Below are 18,954 nucleotides of genomic sequence, written 5' to 3'. Positions count from 1 at the left end.
TTCAAAATGTCCTTACTGTTCCTCAATCGGTGTGAAACATGGAACAAAGGGACCTGCATTATCTTGATCGCCGCTTTGCTTAAATATCACTTTTACTTTTTGATTGATATGCACCGTATCTAAGTCACAATCAACAATGTTTGTCATCATTCTTAGACCTTCATCAAGCTCTATGAAAGCGATTACATAAGGAACGCCACGTCTCATCACACTATATGTGTAAATACTGCCTGTCCCTTTCGCTTCCATCCAACTAGTGTTATCGCTCATACAATACGGACATAACACACGTGGATAATAATGATACTCTCCACAGGAATCGCACTTTTTAATCAGCAGCTTTCCTTCTGAAGCAGCATCCCAATACTCCTTATGTTCTGGATGAACTTCAGGGATTGCCATTGTTCTGGATTGGTATATTGTTACCATAATCTACACCCTCTCTAAGATAAGTGTTGCACTACCGTGACGACTTGCTAAACCGCCACCAGTACCGTGAACTAATGCAATATCGCAATTTTCCACTTTCACTTGCGGGTGTGCCTCTTCACGCAGCTGACGGACAGCCTCTATCACTTTCACAATGCCGCCTCGGCTCGCTGGGTGATTGTTATTCAACCCTCCGCCATCCGTATTGATTGGAAGCTTGCCAATACCTGAAATTAAGTTCCCATCAGCAACAAACTTGCCGCCTTCGCCCTTCTTGCAAAAACCTAAGTCCTCAAGCTGCATCAATACAGTAATCGTGAAGCTATCATAAACAGAAGCATATTTAATATCTTGAGGCGTTACACCAGCCTCCTCGAAAGCTTTAGGTCCTGACCAAATAGCGCCTGTGTAAGTAAGGTCTGTTTTGCCAGCAAGTAGTCCTTTAGGCGCTTCGCCGCTACCCATCACTCGGACAAGTGGACGTTTTAGGCTTTTTGCAATTTCAGGTTTCACGACAACTAATGCACCGCCACCGTCACTTACAACACAACAATCCAGTCGGTGTAGAGGGTCCGCAATCATTGGAGATGCAAGAACATCTTCTACTGTAACTAAATCACGTAACATCGCATTTGGATTGTATTGGGCATGATGTGAAGCTGCCACTTTAACCCATGCTAGTTGTTCACTCGTCGTACCAAACTCATGCATATGACGCATCGTCGCCATCGCGTACTCATTGACAGCAGTTGGACCATAAGGAAGTTCAAATGGTGTATCTGGAACATTGGCACCAACGATTTTCTGTTTCACACCACTTCTACCCTCTGAGCGTGGACGACCTGCCATCGTAATCAATGCAACATTACATTTCCCTGCTGCTATCGCTTGTGCGGCATGTGAAACGTGCGCAATGTACGATGAGCCACCCATTTCTGTCGAATCTAGATGGCGTAAGTTAAGACCAAGGTAGTCAGCCATAGATAAGGCTCCACCTGGCGTGTCACCGGCACAAAAATAACCATCTACATCCGCGAATGTAAGTCCTGCATCTTCTAATGCACCTTTCGCACATTCAGCATGTAGGGCTGCAACAGACTTGTTTTCCGCCTTGCGCGTTGGGTGCTCAAATGCCCCAGCAATATAAGCCATTCCTTTAATACTCATATTTGTTAACCTCCCCGCTAATCTTGTTCCACCATTTTCCGAAATCACATCACGTCACTTTATGCTCAACAATGCGAGCACGATCAGAAGAGTATCGACCTCTAGAATTAGAAGCCGACACAGCACTTCTACTCCCTTTTTAGTAACGCTTCCATTTTTTCGAATTAACGAGATTCCTGCATTGTTAGGATTTTCGCAGGAGTGTGCTCTCTAGGTTCTTGCATTGTTAGAAATTTCGCAGGAGTGTGTACTAAAAGCTGCTCAAATGCTTCTTCACTGACACCTGCTTTTCGAAGATCCGGTAAAAACTCTTCAAATACATAGTTTACAGAATGTCCTTTTAATCCTGGCCAACCTAGAGCACAGCAATTGGCGTCAGCTGAAATAACGGCACGATCTAAAAATCCTTTATTAATGAAACGAAGGAAATGGTCTACACGCTCTTGACGTGGACGTGACCAATATGGTGCATTTTCCACTTCTGTGTCATAGCCAAGTGTATCGAATCCTACGTAACCTCCTTTTTTTGCAATCATCTCATCACGTGCTTCGTCCGCATCTTGCCCAACATCGGCATGTCCCATTAACACGCGGTCTAAAGATAGCCCTTCTGATTCAAATATATCAATTGCAGTCATTGGATCTGTTGATAAGTGTGTAATAATTGGAGCGCCTGTTTTTACCGCAGCACGTGCAGCTGCACGATAAATACGTTTATCAAGTTCGTTTAGTTTACCGCCACGACTTACACCTACTTTAATCGCACCTGCTTTTGCACCCGTGTCATCAATCCCAACTGTCACTTCATGAATGAATAAATCCGTAAGATACTCAACTGATTTGTCACGGAAATATGGGAGAGCCGAGTCAGCAGCTACAAAGCCTGTAACAGCTACAATATGAACGCCTGTTCTACGCGAAAGCACTTGGAAGTATTCGACATCGCGTCCGTTTCCAATCCCAGTACAGTCTACGAATGTTTTACCGCCATGTTCACGGAATCGACGTAATCTTTGAAGTGTAACGTCAAATGCTTCATCTGGTTTTTTCCACCATTGTGTATCTAAGTCACACCCTGGTAGACCAAACCCAATATGCTCGTGCATTGCTACGATTCCTAAATCTTCTGTAGCAATTGTGCCTAATACCGTATTTACCTTACCCATTTTTTCACTCCTCACCTTTGTTTTACTCTACTGAAGCTTCTACATTAATTTAATAAAAGCCGAAATTGGTCATCCGTCACGTCTATAGTAAATCAACAGACTGGAACAAATTTCTCCAATTGGTAACCGAATATTCAGATATTTTTTGCGCTGCTGAAGCATCAATAGTAAGTACACGTTGTGGATTTTCTTCTAATAGAATGCGAATTTGTTCATCCGTTGCACCAGCTTTACGTAATAATGGTACAAATGTTGCTAGTAAGTAATCGAATCCAAGATCTTTCGCTTCATGACCTTTTGCTACTGCAACTGCATTCGTTGAAATTAGTACACGTTCTCCAAGACCTTCTTCAAATAATTCTAATACTAATTGAGCACGTTGCTCATCGTTTACATAGCCATCATTTGTAGACCATCCAACATGATCAAGTGCCACATAAGCACCTCGACGAGCAATAGCGAATGCTTCTTTTCGTTCAACAGCATTTACACGGTCTAGCCCACCGATAATTACACGGTCTGGTGCAATACCCTCACCTAATAAAATTTCTAAGTCATTTACAGCATCTTCACCGTATTGTACAGATGCAGCTACTCCTGTTGTATGAGCTGCTTGTGCAACACCGCGGAACAGGCTTTTTTCAATTTCAGTAATTCCATTTTGACTAGCAATTGACGTCACGAATCCAGCCGAAGTTGAACGTTCAACACGCGGTACAACAATACCTTCTGTCACCTCTTTGGAGAACAAATCAGCAAATTTTTCTGCTGGCCACGGTGTAGGTGGATTTGTTTGCGGTGCAGTAAAGTACCCTCCTAACATCGGTTCAGGTCCTAACCCTGTTGACGCTACAATGTCTATACCCGTTGCTTTCGAAAGTGACTGATAAAGCCATACATCACGACCGTGGAACATACCGCTACGATCAACAATTGTTTTTCCTCCAAGTCGACGGTACTCCATTAGTTGACGTTTTAATATCTCAAAAATTTCACTCTTGTCCATATTAATCTCAGGCGCATATTCTGCACCAGGAATCACGGAAAGAAGTGACTCATGAATAAGCACAATACCTAGTTCTTGAGCCGGCACCGGTCCAAGAACAGTACGAACAACACCTGAACTTTTTTCTTGCAATTTATCTGGCATTGTAAAACCTCCTATCATTTAATAGTTCCTCACCTTAAAGATGTCAAAGGCGATGATTTAGTTGAAAAGAAAAGCATCCAAACAGACCAGTTGGTATAGTTATAGCGCAATTGGGCCACACTACTAAACAGACTAGTTGGTATGGTTTGGGCATAATTGGGTCATGTTGCTAAATCCCCGTATGTACAACCAATACCCTGCAGCACTCCTCTACTAAAATAAAGAAATTCTTGCTTGAAAAAAGTGAGGATTGAACTGCGTTGCTTTCCCCATAGTTCTACTTTTTTCAATGTAATCGTTTTCTTTTTTAGTTAAATCAGTGAGGTAACTTCTAAGTTAATAACATAATATTATGATATTGTTATAACAAAGTCAAACATTTTTCTAATTTCCCTAAAAAAATTGAAAATTAAATTTATAAGTTTCAGATTTACATATAGCTGTTTTCTCAAATAAATATTATATAAAAAATAATAATTTTTGCAGTACAGGATGCATATAGACAGACTTTTTTCATTATCGGATTAGCACCAATTCGTTCTAACAACGATCAACAGAAGGGGCTCATTGATCTTTCGCTTCTAAATACACATAGAAACGCCAATATATTTGTTATTTTAGTATAATTAAAATTGATTAAAATTCCGCTACAATGATTAATTTCAAAACAACAATAAAAGGCTACCCTCATAGCCATCAAGTTAAGAAAATAACATAAAAATGATAATCCTCATAAAAACATGGTCCTTTTTGTTATCTTGTACTCTTGCTCACGCTTTAGCTGTTGAAAAGCACGTTGTTTTTTGATTCTATGCGCTTATTTCCTTATTATGGATAAATTTGTTCGATAATTAGTTCTCATGGCTGCGATCCATGAGCAATTGAATCATCCTTGATTTCGTGGAATCGATTGATTTTTGCTCACACTTGCCTCGTTCTCTAAAATGACTTTGTTGTACTGTTACTGTTACCCTATGACTATGAATGTTGTCAGTATGGTAGTGAATAGTTGTTGCCCAAATACTCAATTCAAGTCTCTTTTCACGTTTGAATATTTCATTTATCGTTGCTTGTTTACTCTTCTAAAATGCGACTTTTTGAAAACTATGGGCATCTTTTTGAAATAACTCACCAGCATCAGCTGTTTTGTTTGGTATTTCCCAGGCAAAAAAGATCTAATTGTGAAATGACATACAATAATCGGTTAAAAAAGAAAAAAAGGAGAATTGTAACATGGCATATATACGGAAACGACATAATGGAAAATGGTCTTATACAGCCTCCCTTGGGATAGATCCATTAATTCAAAAATAGAAACAAAAAATGAACATTTACGCTCATATGACTGCCAATATGGAAGAAAAGGCCTCCCATCATTTCAGTAAACTGATGAAAGACCTTACACTAAACAAATGAAGAATTCAAAAATTCCAATATGGAAGAGGGGATTTATAAAATAAATCACGGTTTTTCAGCTTATGTATCCAAAGTATTGTTCTTTAATCTTAGTATTATTACTTTACCTAATTTAACGACTCCCACTATTAAAAGGAGCAAAGGGATTAAAAATAACATATGCCCTATTCCTGGAGCAAATAATGTTACCGTAGACAAAGGCCCAAATAATTTAGGGAATCCAAATAAAATAATCAATGGTAGCAGAAAATGAAAGACTAATATCGTCAACCTATTCAGATTCATACGGATGATTGTAACTTTACGGTTTTTAGGTTTGAAAATTCTGTAGACTGACCAAAAAATTAAAGCAATGATTGCCAGCAAAATCAAATCAAAAATGATATATTTCATAAATGGATTGCTATCTGATATAGAAGGTTCTTCATTATGAACCAGCTTGTTTATCCCACTAATGATGGCCTCATATTCATTAAGATTGAAATAATCCATTGAATTGATCTGCAGGCTGATGCCATACTCCCCATCTAACACAACTTTTGAGTATGTGTTTTCTGTCCATCCATTATGGTAGATTTCTTCATTCATCACTTCCCATCCCATCGCATAGTAGGTATCATTCCCCACGGGTGCTGATGGATGATGCATTGTGTTCATTGCATTCGCTGATAAAATACTTTCCCCTTTAAATTCTCCCTGATTCAATTGTGCAATCATGTAATTTGCCATATCTTCCGCACTTGAAATAAGGTAACCAAAAGGAACATTTCCTTCATGGTTTAATTGCTTTGTTGGCATTTTAAATCCAAATACCGTTTGATATCCAACTGCAATTGTATGATTTATATCATCTTTAGGATCAGCATAGCTATTGTTCATTTCAAGTGGTTTGAATATATATTCATTTATATACTCTTTATACGATAGATTCGTAACTTCCTCGACGACTAAACCTAAAATGCCATAATTTAAATTCGAATATTGATATTGATCCCCAACAGGGTATGTCAATTCTGTATTTGCCAAGCTTTGTATAAGTTCTTTTAATGTTTGATCCCCTTGTGATATAGCTACTTGACCATCATATGTAGAAAGACCGCTTGTTTGATTCAGTAAGTGCTGAATGGTAATTTTTTCAGATGCCTTTTTATCTGCAATTTGAAACCAAGGTATATAAGATTGTATGGGAGCTTCTAAGCTAATTTTTCCTTGTTCCACTAACTGCATGATAGCAAGTGCTGTAAATGATTTACTGGTTGATCCAAGAACAACTGGCGTTTGCAATGTCATTTCTTTTCCATCTGGTTTCGAAATACCATATCCTTTTAAGTATTGAACTTGGTCATCCTTTACAATTGCCAGCGAAGCACCGGGAATGTTCAGTCTTTCGATTTCATGATTCATGAATTGATCAATCTTGGAAACTTCTAAATCATTACAATTTGCTGCTGTTGCATTGCCTCCATTGATGAAGATCGCTAACAATAAGAAAACAATCAGAATGCGTTTACTTGCTAATCTAACTATTTTCATACGCAATAAATACCCCCTTCATGTTTTTAAAACCCCCTCTCTAACAAAAAAAGTATATTTTAATAGTTAAAGTTGGAAACCATCTAATAATAGATTAGCATAGAAACCTTACAAGTTTTGTTAAGGTTTTGGTAAGTTAACAACCTGTTACTCCTTGCAAAATCTATTTGAAATCCTTAATAAATTTGCTCGCGGTTTATATACCACTCTATACAATTATTGTTGCCATTAACGCAAAGCTTTTAAAAACATAGATTTTTTAAGGTTGTCAGCGTAACATGCTGACAACCTTTTTTTCTCCTTATTTTAGTTGATAAACAGAAGAGGATGAATGATAAACGATATGATCTGGTGATTTCATTCTTTATTTTTCAAGATTACTTTTACAATTTCATTCATTTCACTATACTTTTATAAAGGGAGGTGGAAACTGGACAGTAGTGGAGGGAGAGGAATCACAGCATGGCAACTGCGGACATGCGAAGGGTGCTTACTGGCTGTGAGAAGCGTGTCCTCCTTGTTGCCCTGTCATATGTATATATACCTGTCCTTCGAGATAATCAGTAACAAGTATTTGAGTAAATAAGCGGATACCCGAATGGAAAAGATGTGTTATTCTATAAACAGTCATGAGATTCATCTCTTGTGTACAGGACTATATCACCCTGTATAGACGGGATGAATCCACTCTTTTAAGGGGTTTACTCAGCTGAGTAAGCCCCTCTTTTTTTTGTTTTAGTCTAGCTTTTAAGTACGCGGAACCCAACTGCACTATAAAAAATAGACAGTCCATGCCCCTATGAAAGTCGGACACAAACTGCCTAAATGTTCTCTCTATAATTTTATTTCATAAACGCTGGAAGAGCAGCCGCATGTTTCGAATAGATCGCTTCTCCATCACTTTCACCATCAAACACAACTGGGAAGTCTGGTGAGAACAGGATGACGTCTCCTGCTTCTGCTTCGTAACGATTGCCTTCTTTGTCACGGATGACAAATTTTCCTTTTGTTACAACTTTGTATTCTACCACATCATATAAGAAATCAAATGATTCTCCTGGCTGCATTGAAAAGAAGCCGATTGTAAGTGGATTTGATGTTTCCGTTACTGGTACATCAACGATTTTGCTGTTTACTCCTGGTTGGCCAAGGATTGTACCTACATCTAGTTTTGGAAACGTTTTGTCTAAATCTGCTGCTTTAAAGATTTGGATTCCTGGTGTTTGGCTCAATACTTCAGTCATGATTAACACTCCTATAATTTGTTATTTCTTACTTGGATTGGTACTACAGACATTGTATATCCTAATTTTCAGATAATAAAGTAGGCACTTTATTATCACATAATGTCGAATTATATACTGAAAGGATTAAATCTGAATAAAACGCCTTGTTTTTTCGTCATCATAGCGGAAACCCACTGCCGTTTTATACGCAATCATCACCTTATCCTCCTGTAATTTATATACACAGATAATAGTTCCCCGACATAATGAACAACAAACTCCAAGATCGCCCTTTGTAAATCTTCCTGTATGCAGTCCATTTGCACCTTCTTACACGTTCCTTATACATGAAATTGAATAGTGAATACCCTATAACCATTGAAAAATAAAAAGGAATCGATTTAATATGCTATAATGGAAAATTAGGAGAGGAATTGAAATGAGCAAAGAAATGATTTTAATTGATTGGGAAGCAACTATTGAGAAGCTTGGTTATAAGGGGAAAAAAGGTTATCCTCGGGGAATTCATTTTGCATACGAGGACATTCAAAAAAAATTTAAAAAAGTATACATTAAAAATATAAATGAGTGGATTCATTATCACCTTGGCAAAAAAGATGATTCTTTTATTGTTATTAAAGAATATTACGACAAAAGGGAAGAAGTCAGAGAACGGAAAGAAGTTTATTATTTTGATAAGCCGATTACCATTGAAGAGTTTAATCAATTTAGTGAATTAGCAGATGTTTTTTTTCTTTTGCAAGCATCAGAAAAATACCCTGACATATTAGAAACGGCGCTAGAATGGTATGAGGACTATTGTGAAAAATGGATGGGAAACTAAGTTTATTCGGAAACTTGGCTCTTTTGGCTTTACAAAAATATGTTTTGGTAATGAAAAGAGGATAGATGCATCGTCATTCAAGCCTAAATCTCACCACAACATTCAATCTGCATTTTCATACAACAACTCCATGCAGAAAACTGAATAAATCATACAATTCGACTTTTTATAAGCTAGAATATGTGTTTCCCTCCACAAAAAAAGAAGCGGTTGCCCGCCCCTTATTCTTCATCAAATACACAGAACCGTTCCTCTTATATGATGCTATCTTTCTTACCTTACAAAGTTAATTTATGTTTAGTCATCTGCTGATGGTTTTTTAGCCCCAGTAACCCAAGCAGTGTTATTACCGTCAGCTGAAGGCGCAGGCGAAGGCGCTCCATTACATATATCGGCGGGATCTGGGAATTCAGGATCTATGGCAAATTCTGTGATAGAACATAGGGATATAAAATAAACATCAGCTTCTTGAATCATATCACAGTTACCCAAAGCCCACATTTTTAAAGGTTGGGGAATAAAATAAGGTATTCCTACTATTTTAACCACGTTATCATCGACTTTTGCTAATTTCCCAAAAACAGCGTGACCGTTTTTTTCGTAAATCCCTACAAATTCCCCTCTGCTATCCTTTAAACGTTCTTTCAGACCTTCTAAGCACCCACATTCACACCCTTTCTCATGCTTATCGCCCTTAGACTGATGCTTGCCACTTTTAGAATAATACTCTTCGCCTTCAGAATAATCACCCATATTGCACTCCTCCTTTGAAAACACACAAAATGATATATATGTTTTGGTTACGAAAAGATGTGTCCAATGGATAGTTAAAAGATTATTTTTTCCACTTTTTATTGCTTTTCATTTTATTTCTGACGATCCATTAACTGCGATGGCTGTTGTATGAGCCATCTTCGCTTCTGATAATAACCGAGCGGATATGTTATAAAAAAGGTATCCCCGTACAACCCTTGATGCATCAATGTTTTGAACAATGCCCCCATTTCACGATATGCAAGTCCTATACATTCGCCACAAATCAGCCTTTTCAGCCCTGTTTCCTTCCTCACTGGTACAGAAAACGTGCATATTGTTCGGCTGTTTTGGATGAATGGAATATGCAAAAAAACACCCGATGAAGTCGGATGGATGATCTTCTATGTTTTACAGTAATCACACTGTGGTAATAGTGTAAAAACTTAGTCTACAAGGAGAAGATACGAATTGATGCACATCACAGATAAAACGTTACTGAAGGCACACCACAATGCTCTTGAGCTTCGTTTAGATAAAGAATTTATTTCTATCCTACAAAAAGAAATCCAAAATAGAAATCTTTCTAGCCCTAAAAAAACATAAAAGGGCTTATTTTATTTGTTGTTCAATTTTGACTATCAGTAATCCTTTTTTATATGAATAATCTAAAAAGAAGCCTTTTCGATTCGCTGCTTGTTTGATCAATTTGATTTCCTGATACATAGCCTGAGACAAAACGCCTCTTTTGATCTCTTTTTTGATTAGGTAATAAAATCCAACTAATTCATGAACTGGCAACGTGTCGTATATATTCTCCTCTCCCATTTCTATCCTCCCTTTTATACTGATGAAAATTATATCATCAAATCAGATGTATTCCTATTAGAATTATATGAATTAGATGGGTTGTCCAAACGTTTCTTAATTTTTTGGATATATTTAGAACTAATAGCCTCCATTTTCTAGTGCATACTATAGAAAAAATGAGGCGATTTTTTTGTATGATTGGATTTATACTCACTTCATCAACACTACACTCTTCATCTTCTTTGCTTTTGCGATGGCGATCATCTTAACCGCTATACTTGCTCATACACCTAAAAAGAAAAAGAAGAAGCACGAGTGAATCACTTCTACTCAACTAAAATAACTCAAAAAAGAGGTCGTACATTGACTTATATTTATATTTTTTTATCTTCGCTACTCTATTTGCTGATATTTGTTCCTTTGCTCTATTTAGCCCACAAGAAAAAGCATTATAAAATCTTTTTAACGTTAGCTGTTAGTTCTGTGATTGGTTATTGCATAATGGCCATAGACCCACTTTTCCCTCTTGGCGGGCTAACTGGATCGACTTGTATAAAGGTAATGACGATTTTTGTCTTACCTGTCTACCTCATGGGCGTGTTGTCTTGGATCGTGTTAGCCATTCGAACAAAGAAAAAAAACAGTTGAAAACAACCTATTGACGATCGGAAAGACTCCTTCTACTTTACCAATGAAATACAAAGATAAGATAAAGGTGAGATTGGTTTTAGATTATATAATCGCAATAATGTTAATTACTACTTTTGAGTTATGACAATTGCACAAAGATGTATAAATGAAATTCTGCATAAAAAAACGCCCTGTTCCGGCTGTCCGGTCAAGACGTTCGTTTTACTATGTATTTTTTCAATGTTCGCGTACGTAAGTCGGCTTTCTTTTCTCACTTTGCGAGTTTAAAAAGAAGCCTCGTCATGTCATGCATCCTCCTTTTCCTATAGATGGTATTGCTCGGAAACGATGAATTCATTCTCTGTTAGAATATAAGGATGAGTTTCCAACAAAAGTGTTCGGAGATAGTCTGACATTTTCTTTCCATCGTACGCACAAATTAATGAAAATGACAGTAAATTTACAGCTTCGTCTATTATTTTTTCAAGTTCTTCTATAGGGAGTAATTTTAAAATTTGTCTATTGAAGCAATTATCAAAGCAGCACTGCCTAGCCACACAAGCGTTAAATAGTAAAAGTAAAGGGTTCTGGTGCGAAAATAATTTGATAAAAAGATAGAACCTCTATTACCCGCTAACTTGCGAGTTATGATGCTATCTCGAACAACTTATGTATGAATTCAACTTCACTTTGGGCAGACTTCACTCCTTGGTGAACCTGCCCTTTTTTTATCATATGCATCGCTTCAATGCCACTCCATATATAATATACGACTTGAACCCCAACATAGAGCGCACACGTTTCTTAATGAAACGGTGATCTTGTTCTACTATATTTCAGGGGTTTTTCTTGTTTCATTCGAAAAAAGATCATCCATCTCCTCCTCCATAGATAATATGTATGAATGCTTTTTATTTGGAGAGGAATACCATTTGCCGAAAATGCCATACAGGGCATGAAAGAGTAAGCTAAAAATGATTCACGCTATTTTACCGGCTGCTTGCTTCTATGATCACTTTATTAAGAACGCGGGGAATACATGAGGGAAATTTAATTTAGGTGCCTGCTTAGCTAACCATGACCTAACGAGATTTTATGAATGGAGCTCACTCCGCTGGCTATACTAATTCAGTAATGGCATGTTCAATGGAGGAGGGAAATTTTGGATCAAACATGGCTTTCTATTATTCCATTTATGATCGTCATCGCGATGTCTATCTGGCTTAAAAATATCCTGCCCGGTCTTGTGGCAGGCATTCTCATTGGTTCCATAATCGTGTCAGGCGGATTGCTAGCTGGTATTGAGCAATCTGTTTCTTACATTGTTACAACCCTCTCAGATGAAACAACTATCAAAATCATTGGGTTTTTATATTTATTTAGCGGTCTCGTTGGAATGATGAATATTGCAGGCGGAATTAAAGGTTTTTCGGAGTGGGCTGGTACAAGAATTAAAACGGAAAGGAGCCTTCTGGTCTTTATTTGGATTACCATCCCTTTTACGTTCATGATGCCGATGTTTCGGATTATGATGATTGGGCCGATTATTAAATCCTTAATTAAAAAAATGCACCTCTCCAAGCAAAAAGTAGGGATGACACTCGATATTTCTACTGAGTCTGTCATCGTACTTCTGCCGGTTGCGACGGCTTTTGTCGGATTTATGGTTTCTTTGGTTGAGGGTGGAATCAGTGGCCTTAACCTTGGCATGTCCCCTTATGAAGTGTTCTTATTAAGTATTTTGTTTAACTTTTATGCGATCGTTATGCTGCTTATTGGGATTGCGCAGACATTTTGGCCGCATAAAAGGACGGGCGGCAGCAATAAGGAAATCCATTCAGACCTTGAAGAAAAAGAACATGAGTTTCACCGGATGGGGATTAAGAAAGAATTATCTCTCGTTAAAGCGCAGCCATGGCATTTGATTTTCCCGGTATTTTTGCTGCTGGCACTTTCACTCTATCTGTTATGGCAAGACGGTATGACACAAGGAGCTAACACCATTTTTGAAGCCTTTTCAATGGCGGATGCTACATTTGTGATGCTGCTGGCTGTTTTTATTACTCTCGTATTAACGTTTATTTTTTACATAATCAGACGCGTGAAGATGAATGAAATTCTCTATCATTTTTACGATGGCGGCAATCAAATGATGGAAGCAATCAGCCTGCTCATTCTCATTTGGGCATTAACACTGGCTGCTGAGGATCTTGGTTTTTCCGTGTTTATCGGCGACTCACTTGGAAGCTTTCTGCCTGCTTTCCTGACTCCTGCTACCATTTTTGTGCTTGGTTCTATCGTCGGTTATTTTATTGGAAGCTCTTGGGGAACCTGGGGACTGTTTATGCCATTGGGAATTACACTGGCTGTTTCAACGGATGCATCCATTCCTTTAACAGTCGGCGCTGTCTTTGCAAGCGGCGCATTCGGGGCAATCACCTCCCCTCTTGGTGACACGACCATTACGACTGCCTCCATTTTGGATATGGACCTTGTTGACTATGCCCGCTATAAATTGAAGGTCTCGGCTATTGGAGGAGTAATAGCAGCTGTATTATTTGTTGTAAGCAGCTTTTTCGTTTCTTGAAAAAGCTGCCGGCACACTTGCTGAAGATTCATATAAAAACTCCCGCTATTGATTCGATAGCAGGAGTTTTTGTTTATACAGTTCGATCCCTGCACCGCCTTCAGCTTCCTCTTTATTATTATCGTAACATTTTCATGAGTAATGACAACAGCAAGGATAAAATAGGTGATGGTTCCAATTTCCCTCATATTTAAATAAAAGCTGCTAGCCATGAACATGTGGTACCCGCTTCCTCCGGCTCCTGCAGCTGGGCTCCCTAAACCAGCGGCTACTGGGAATATCAGCACCCATTAGTTGAATAAATTTTTTTACCTTAAAAATGTTTTGTATATAAATAAAGAGGGTATAGAATCCTCAGTTGTTTACTTGGAGGAATAATAATGGCAACTCTATTTGAAAATTTAACAAACTCATTAATCGAAACCCGTCAGCGTTACACAATACTTAAAGATAATGGCATTGAATCAATGAATACCATTTATCCCTCTATTCCTTCGGATGCCGCACTATATTATCAACTTTTAGCGATCTTACCCAAAGAGATTGAACGTCTAGAACAAAGGATTGTAAAAATAGAAAGCAATCCCTAAAGTCCACCAGTGATGATGGGCTTTTTTCTTTGGCTCTGTTAAACGATAATAGGTAACACACTTATGTAAAGAGTTACATTCAAAAAAACACCCACAAGGAGTGTTATCTATAGATACTCTAGTTAATAATTCTGCTACTTAATAAGCTGAAGGGAAAACTTTATCCTATTGTAATTTTTTCCTCCACATATTTAAATGGCTGTTTTTCATGTTTTTTAGCCAATGCAAAGGCTAATGTCAATGGTCCTACCCTGCCAATAAACATAAGAATGGCAATGACCACTTTACCTACTTCACTTAATTCTGGGGTCAATCCCAACGACATGCCGACAGTTCCAAAAGCTGAGATAACTTCAAATAAAAGCACATTCAAAGGAGCGTCTTCTGTAAGGGTCAAAATGAACAAAATCAAAAGGACAATGCCCATAGAGTATACGACAATGGCAAAGGCTCTATATATTAAGTCTTTTGGCAAACGTCTTCTCATTATGTTGACTTCTTCTTTCCCTCTTATTACGCTCCAAACAGCGAGTAGGATAAGGGCAAACGTGGTCACTTTAATTCCACCAGCTGTACCGCCCGAACCCCCACCGATAAACATAAGCAGCATCGTAACAAACTGGGAACTCAATGTTAGCTCAGGCATATTCAACGTGTTAAAGCCTGCCGTTCTGGGAACTACTCCGTGAAAATAAGCTCCTAACATTTTATCTTTTAAAGATAATCCTCCCAATGTTCCGGGGTTGTTGTATTCCAATATGAATATAAAAAGCGTACCCAAAACATTCAAAATCAATGTCGTCCATAGCACCAATTTTGTATGTAGGGAAAGTTTTCTCAACGATTTTTTTTTCATAATATCTATAACGACTATGTATCCGATTCCCCCAATAATAAATAATGAACTGAGCGTCATCACTATAGTGAAATCTCCTACATAACCAGTCACACTTCGAAACTCACCCATCAGATCAAAACCCGCATTATTAAAGGCGGAAATAGAATGAAAGATGCCATAGTATATTGATTGCGGAAATCCAAATTCCTTTGCCCAACGAATGGATAAGATCACTGCACCGATTCCTTCCATCAAAAAGGTGAATCCCACAACAAATTTGACAAGTCTCACTATACCTTCTAACGAAAGTTGATTTAAGGACTCCTGTATCATTAGTCTTCCTTTTAAGCCAATGTTCTTTCCGAGAAATATGGCAATGAGTATTCCAAAAGTCATAAAACCCAATCCACCAACTTGTATTAAAACCATTAATACCGTTTGACCGAACACAGTAAATGTAGTTGCGGTATCTACTACGACTAATCCCGTGACACATACCGCAGATGTTGCTTCAAATAAGGCATCGATAAAAGAAAGATGATGCCTGTCTTTTGTGGCAATGGGTAACATAAGCAAAAAAGTTCCGATGAAGATAAGGCATAGAAATCCAATGGACAATATTTGTGCAGGATTGAATCTTATCCACTTCAAATGTCCAATTTTTTTATCTTTTTTGAATCCTGTATCCATTGGTGTGTATCCCCTAACTTTAATAAAGATTCTTTAAATGATAATGTACATAGTTTTATCTTTTCCGATGTATTAACTCATCATGTAAAACTTCACTCATTTCAGTGATTTAATCTTCATAATAATCCAAATAACGCCACTCTAATCAGAATGGCATTATTTGGATTATTATATTTTAAAGTTCAATCAGTTTAAGATTCGAGGTCTATTCTTATCAACTATTTTTAACTCATTCATTAATAATTTATCTTGATGGACTTTTATCCACTTCTTTAAATCTTGTTTATCTGTAAATTGGGTATAATACGTTTCCCCACCTTTTCCAACAGCTTTGACAACATACCTATATGTCTCCTCCATATTATCCACCTTCATTATTTATTCTTCTTGATATGTATTATAACAAGATCAAGTTAATTTCCCATCTTTTTTATATCGGACATGGTTAAAGAAGAAGAGCATCAATTAGTGGTCTTTTGAATGATTCGAAATAGTATTATATCGCATTAAGTTAGAGTTGGATTTTAGACAGAAACCATTTAATTGAATAAATTATTAAAAAATCTCCAAATGTAAATAAACGTACTTGTGAAAGGTATATCTTAATTATCTTCTATTGTTTCAAGTATAGATATCGCTGTTTGTATTACTTCTTCGTTATCTACAGGTAAAGTGCATACGATGTATTTTTTTGAAGAGGTGACCTGTCCATTTTCTAAGCTTTCCACTTGGTAAGCTATACTAAATGTATAAGTGCTTTGCCACAATTTTTAACAAAAAATGTTCTGAACTGTTGATAGATTTTACCTTCGTTCTTCTATATATTGGGTGTTTTTGCCCATCCCCTCGAAAAGGTGGATTAAGGGATTTTCCAAAAAGCAAATCCCCGTTAAATAGAGAATAGACGCTTCCTTATTCCAGAAAAGCGCCCTTTTCTGGAATAACGTGAACGAACGATAACTGTCCTAAAGACAGCCCGTGCTTATGGGTGTAAAGGTGAAAGACCTAAAGTTAATCAACAGAAATTGAACCAAGCCATTGCAATGTATCATTCTCAAAGGGATGATAGTAAAAGAAATTCTATTGAGAAATAAAAAAAGAGCCAAACCAGTAATAAAGGTTTGCTCTCGGTTGCCCAATACTGAGTAATCATTTTCCTAACGACTATAACCTTTGACGTTAACTATCTTAGCTTATTTAGCATAAGGTCTTTTTCCTTCTGAAATAAGGTGATTGATTCTTTCGATTAATTGTGGCAGTTCGCTCATCGATTTGATGGTAAAATCCGCCCCATTTTGTAAAAAGGATTCTTCTGTTTGAGAAATCACTTTTTCTTGATCCTCTTCGGATAGAGCATGAAATTCATCTAAACTTAGTCCCATTTCAGAGCTGCCGATCACGACACCTACTGCCCAAACACCTGCATTAACCGCCTCTTTTATATCTGAGGCCGTATCTCCTACTTTTACTACCTTCCATGATGCAGATAATTCTAATGCTTCCATATTGCGATAAATCATATAAGGATACGGTCTTCCAAACGAATTGGTTCCATCAGGTGTAATATAAAAATCTGGACCATAGCCTTTTTTCAAGGCATTCGGAATCACAACATCCATCATGGTTTGTGTATATCCTGTTGTTGAACCAATTTTCAATCCTTGGCTTCTTAATGTTTGCACAGTCTCCACAACCTCTGGAATGGGATCTGTATACTCGATTAAGGAAGACATGAGTGCAGGTTCAAATTCAGCATATAGATTCTCTACATCTTGTTCATTAAAGGGCCTTTTGTATTTTTCTTCCCATTTTGTCGAGATTCTAGGCATGGACAGCATCGCACGGATATGGTCAATTTTCAACATTCCCATTGGTTCTCTTGCCTCTGCCATTGTCACTTCAATCCCTGCATGTTTAAAAATATCAATAAACACATTTACTGGTGCAAAGCAACCAAAATCGACCGTTGTACCGGCCCAATCAAAAATAACTCCTTCTAATTTGTTCATTTTTTCTCCACTCCCATGTAAGTTTCTATAATATGGAATAATTCTTCAATATCTTCTTCATAAATCTCCCCAATATTTCCGATTCGAAATGTACTTTCATTCGTCAATTTCCCCGGATAAAGTACATAGCCTCTCTCCTTAACAAATGTATAAAAGTGCTCAAAGTTAAAGTGGTCATTCGGAAAACGAAAGGCTAGAATAATAGCAGATTGTTTTTCTTCTGATAAATAGGCTTGAAACCCTACTTTTTTCATTCTCTCTCTTAAAATTCGATTATTATTCTGATAACGGGAAAATCTCGCTGGAATGCCTCCTTCTTCATCTAATTCATCAAGAGCTTTAGAAAACGCAGCCACTACATGTGTCGGAGAAGTGTAGCGCCATTTCCCATCCTTGTTCATTTCCTTCCACTGATCATATAAATCTAGTGACAAACTGCGAGAATTTCCTTCACAAGCTATTAGCTTCTCTAATCTAGCAATAACAAAAGCAAACCCAGGAACCCCTTGAATGCATTTATTGGCACTGCTTATTAAATAATCAATCTCTAGTTTAGGAACATTAATCTCCATTCCACCAAAACTGCTCATGGCATCAATGATTAACGTTTTCCTAAATTCCTTTGATAGTTTCGAAATCATCTCAATTGGATTTAATATGCCTGTTGTTGTTTCACAATGAACCATGACCATATGCGTAATGTCTGGATTCTCTATTAAAATATTCCTAATTTCTTCTTCATTTGGACGTTCATTGTAAGCTACACTATATTGGCTAAATGCTAGTCCAATGTATTGGGCTACTTTTACAACTCTTTCTCCATATGCACCGTTCGTTATAATTAAAACCTTATCTTGATTCGAAATAGTAGAATTCATCACAGCTTCAACAGCAAACGTACCACTTCCTTGCATGAGTACAGCTGTATATTCTTCCTGGTCAGCTCCTGCCAATTCAAGAAGCTAGCTCTTATTTTTTGCGTAATAGTTTTATAGTCATTATCCCAAGTACAACGGTCTAACAGCATTTCCTCTTTCACACTGCTTGTCGTCGTCAAAGGCCCTGGTGTTAAAAGTTTGTAGTGAACCATAGTTCTCTTTATTCTCCTTCATCTAT

Annotated in this window: 16 protein-coding genes and 2 pseudogenes; 4 read left to right on the top strand and 14 right to left on the bottom strand. The window is 37.4% G+C overall.

What is annotated here, in order from left to right; genetic code table 11:
* Positions 1-12 precede the first annotated feature (12 nt).
* From ACZYRN_RS17555 to ACZYRN_RS17525, 7 genes are all read right to left on the bottom strand, one after another.
* Positions 13-429 (bottom strand): Zn-ribbon domain-containing OB-fold protein, encoded by a 417-nt coding sequence (locus ACZYRN_RS17555; RefSeq protein ID WP_488912912.1) that lies wholly within the window; start codon positions 427-429, stop codon positions 13-15.
* Positions 430-432: 3 nt separating this feature from the next.
* On the bottom strand, positions 433-1,596 hold the full coding sequence (locus tag ACZYRN_RS17550; RefSeq protein WP_488912911.1) for a thiolase domain-containing protein: 1,164 nt from the start codon (positions 1,594-1,596) through the stop codon (positions 433-435).
* A 164-nt stretch (positions 1,597-1,760) separates the two neighbouring features.
* The gene (locus ACZYRN_RS17545) at positions 1,761-2,762 is read right to left on the bottom strand and encodes a phosphotriesterase family protein (protein ID WP_488912910.1); all 1,002 of its coding nucleotides are present in this window, start codon (positions 2,760-2,762) and stop codon (positions 1,761-1,763) included.
* An 82-nt stretch (positions 2,763-2,844) separates the two neighbouring features.
* Positions 2,845-3,912 (bottom strand): phosphotriesterase family protein, encoded by a 1,068-nt coding sequence (locus ACZYRN_RS17540; RefSeq protein WP_488912909.1) that lies wholly within the window; start codon positions 3,910-3,912, stop codon positions 2,845-2,847.
* Between the two features lie 851 nt (positions 3,913-4,763).
* Positions 4,764-4,967, bottom strand: coding sequence for a relaxase MobL (gene mobL, locus ACZYRN_RS17535; RefSeq protein ID WP_488912929.1), 204 nt, complete (start codon positions 4,965-4,967; stop codon positions 4,764-4,766).
* A 421-nt stretch (positions 4,968-5,388) separates the two neighbouring features.
* Entirely contained in the window at positions 5,389-6,861 is a 1,473-nt protein-coding gene (locus ACZYRN_RS17530) for a serine hydrolase domain-containing protein (protein WP_488912908.1), read from the bottom strand.
* Positions 6,862-7,703: 842 nt separating this feature from the next.
* Positions 7,704-8,105, bottom strand: a complete 402-nt coding sequence (locus ACZYRN_RS17525; RefSeq protein WP_488912907.1) for a hypothetical protein — start codon at positions 8,103-8,105, stop codon at positions 7,704-7,706.
* A 421-nt stretch (positions 8,106-8,526) separates the two neighbouring features.
* On the opposite strand from ACZYRN_RS17525, the gene ACZYRN_RS17520 reads away from it, so the two are divergent.
* Entirely contained in the window at positions 8,527-8,931 is a 405-nt protein-coding gene (locus ACZYRN_RS17520; RefSeq protein ID WP_488912906.1) for a hypothetical protein, read from the top strand.
* 297 nt (positions 8,932-9,228) lie between these two features.
* Here ACZYRN_RS17520 and ACZYRN_RS17515 read toward each other — a convergent pair whose 3' ends face one another.
* A complete protein-coding gene (locus ACZYRN_RS17515) occupies positions 9,229-9,684 on the bottom strand; it encodes a hypothetical protein (protein ID WP_488912905.1) in 456 nt (151 codons plus the stop codon).
* Between the two features lie 474 nt (positions 9,685-10,158).
* On the opposite strand from ACZYRN_RS17515, the gene sda reads away from it, so the two are divergent.
* On the top strand, positions 10,159-10,290 hold the full coding sequence (gene sda / locus ACZYRN_RS17510) for a sporulation histidine kinase inhibitor Sda (RefSeq protein WP_488912928.1): 132 nt from the start codon (positions 10,159-10,161) through the stop codon (positions 10,288-10,290).
* A 6-nt stretch (positions 10,291-10,296) separates the two neighbouring features.
* Here the strand turns inward: sda and ACZYRN_RS17505 are convergent, their stop codons facing one another.
* Positions 10,297-10,512, bottom strand: coding sequence for a hypothetical protein (locus ACZYRN_RS17505; protein WP_488912904.1), 216 nt, complete (start codon positions 10,510-10,512; stop codon positions 10,297-10,299).
* A 1,257-nt stretch (positions 10,513-11,769) separates the two neighbouring features.
* A pseudogene (locus tag ACZYRN_RS17500) lies at positions 11,770-11,960 on the bottom strand (IS6 family transposase); the annotation flags it as partial.
* A 326-nt stretch (positions 11,961-12,286) separates the two neighbouring features.
* On the opposite strand from ACZYRN_RS17500, the gene ACZYRN_RS17495 reads away from it, so the two are divergent.
* Together ACZYRN_RS17495 and ACZYRN_RS17490 are read left to right on the top strand one after the other, a co-directional pair.
* Positions 12,287-13,711 carry a Na+/H+ antiporter NhaC family protein gene (locus tag ACZYRN_RS17495; protein WP_488912903.1) on the top strand — a complete coding sequence of 475 codons (1,425 nt, stop codon included), beginning with the start codon at positions 12,287-12,289 and terminating at the stop codon, positions 13,709-13,711.
* 380 nt (positions 13,712-14,091) lie between these two features.
* A complete protein-coding gene (locus tag ACZYRN_RS17490) occupies positions 14,092-14,301 on the top strand; it encodes a hypothetical protein (protein WP_488912902.1) in 210 nt (69 codons plus the stop codon).
* Between the two features lie 160 nt (positions 14,302-14,461).
* Here the strand turns inward: ACZYRN_RS17490 and ACZYRN_RS17485 are convergent, their stop codons facing one another.
* The 4 genes and pseudogenes from ACZYRN_RS17485 to phnW all read right to left on the bottom strand — a co-directional run bounded on the left by ACZYRN_RS17485 (position 14,462) and on the right by phnW (position 18,928).
* Positions 14,462-15,829 carry a TrkH family potassium uptake protein gene (locus ACZYRN_RS17485; RefSeq protein ID WP_488912901.1) on the bottom strand — a complete coding sequence of 456 codons (1,368 nt, stop codon included), beginning with the start codon at positions 15,827-15,829 and terminating at the stop codon, positions 14,462-14,464.
* Between the two features lie 186 nt (positions 15,830-16,015).
* Positions 16,016-16,189: a hypothetical protein gene (locus ACZYRN_RS17480; RefSeq protein ID WP_488912900.1), complete on the bottom strand. Its 174-nt coding sequence runs from the start codon at positions 16,187-16,189 to the stop codon at positions 16,016-16,018.
* An 833-nt stretch (positions 16,190-17,022) separates the two neighbouring features.
* Entirely contained in the window at positions 17,023-17,838 is an 816-nt protein-coding gene (gene phnX / locus ACZYRN_RS17475; RefSeq protein ID WP_488912899.1) for a phosphonoacetaldehyde hydrolase, read from the bottom strand.
* A pseudogene (gene phnW / locus ACZYRN_RS17470) lies at positions 17,835-18,928 on the bottom strand (2-aminoethylphosphonate--pyruvate transaminase). Before phnW ends, phnX begins: the two are co-directional and overlap by 4 nt.
* Positions 18,929-18,954: the final 26 nt, after the last annotated feature.

Source organism: Domibacillus sp. F004 (genome assembly GCF_057814295.1).
The sequence above is the reverse complement of the archived record's forward strand: the minus strand, read 5'-3'. Positions and strand labels throughout refer to the sequence as shown.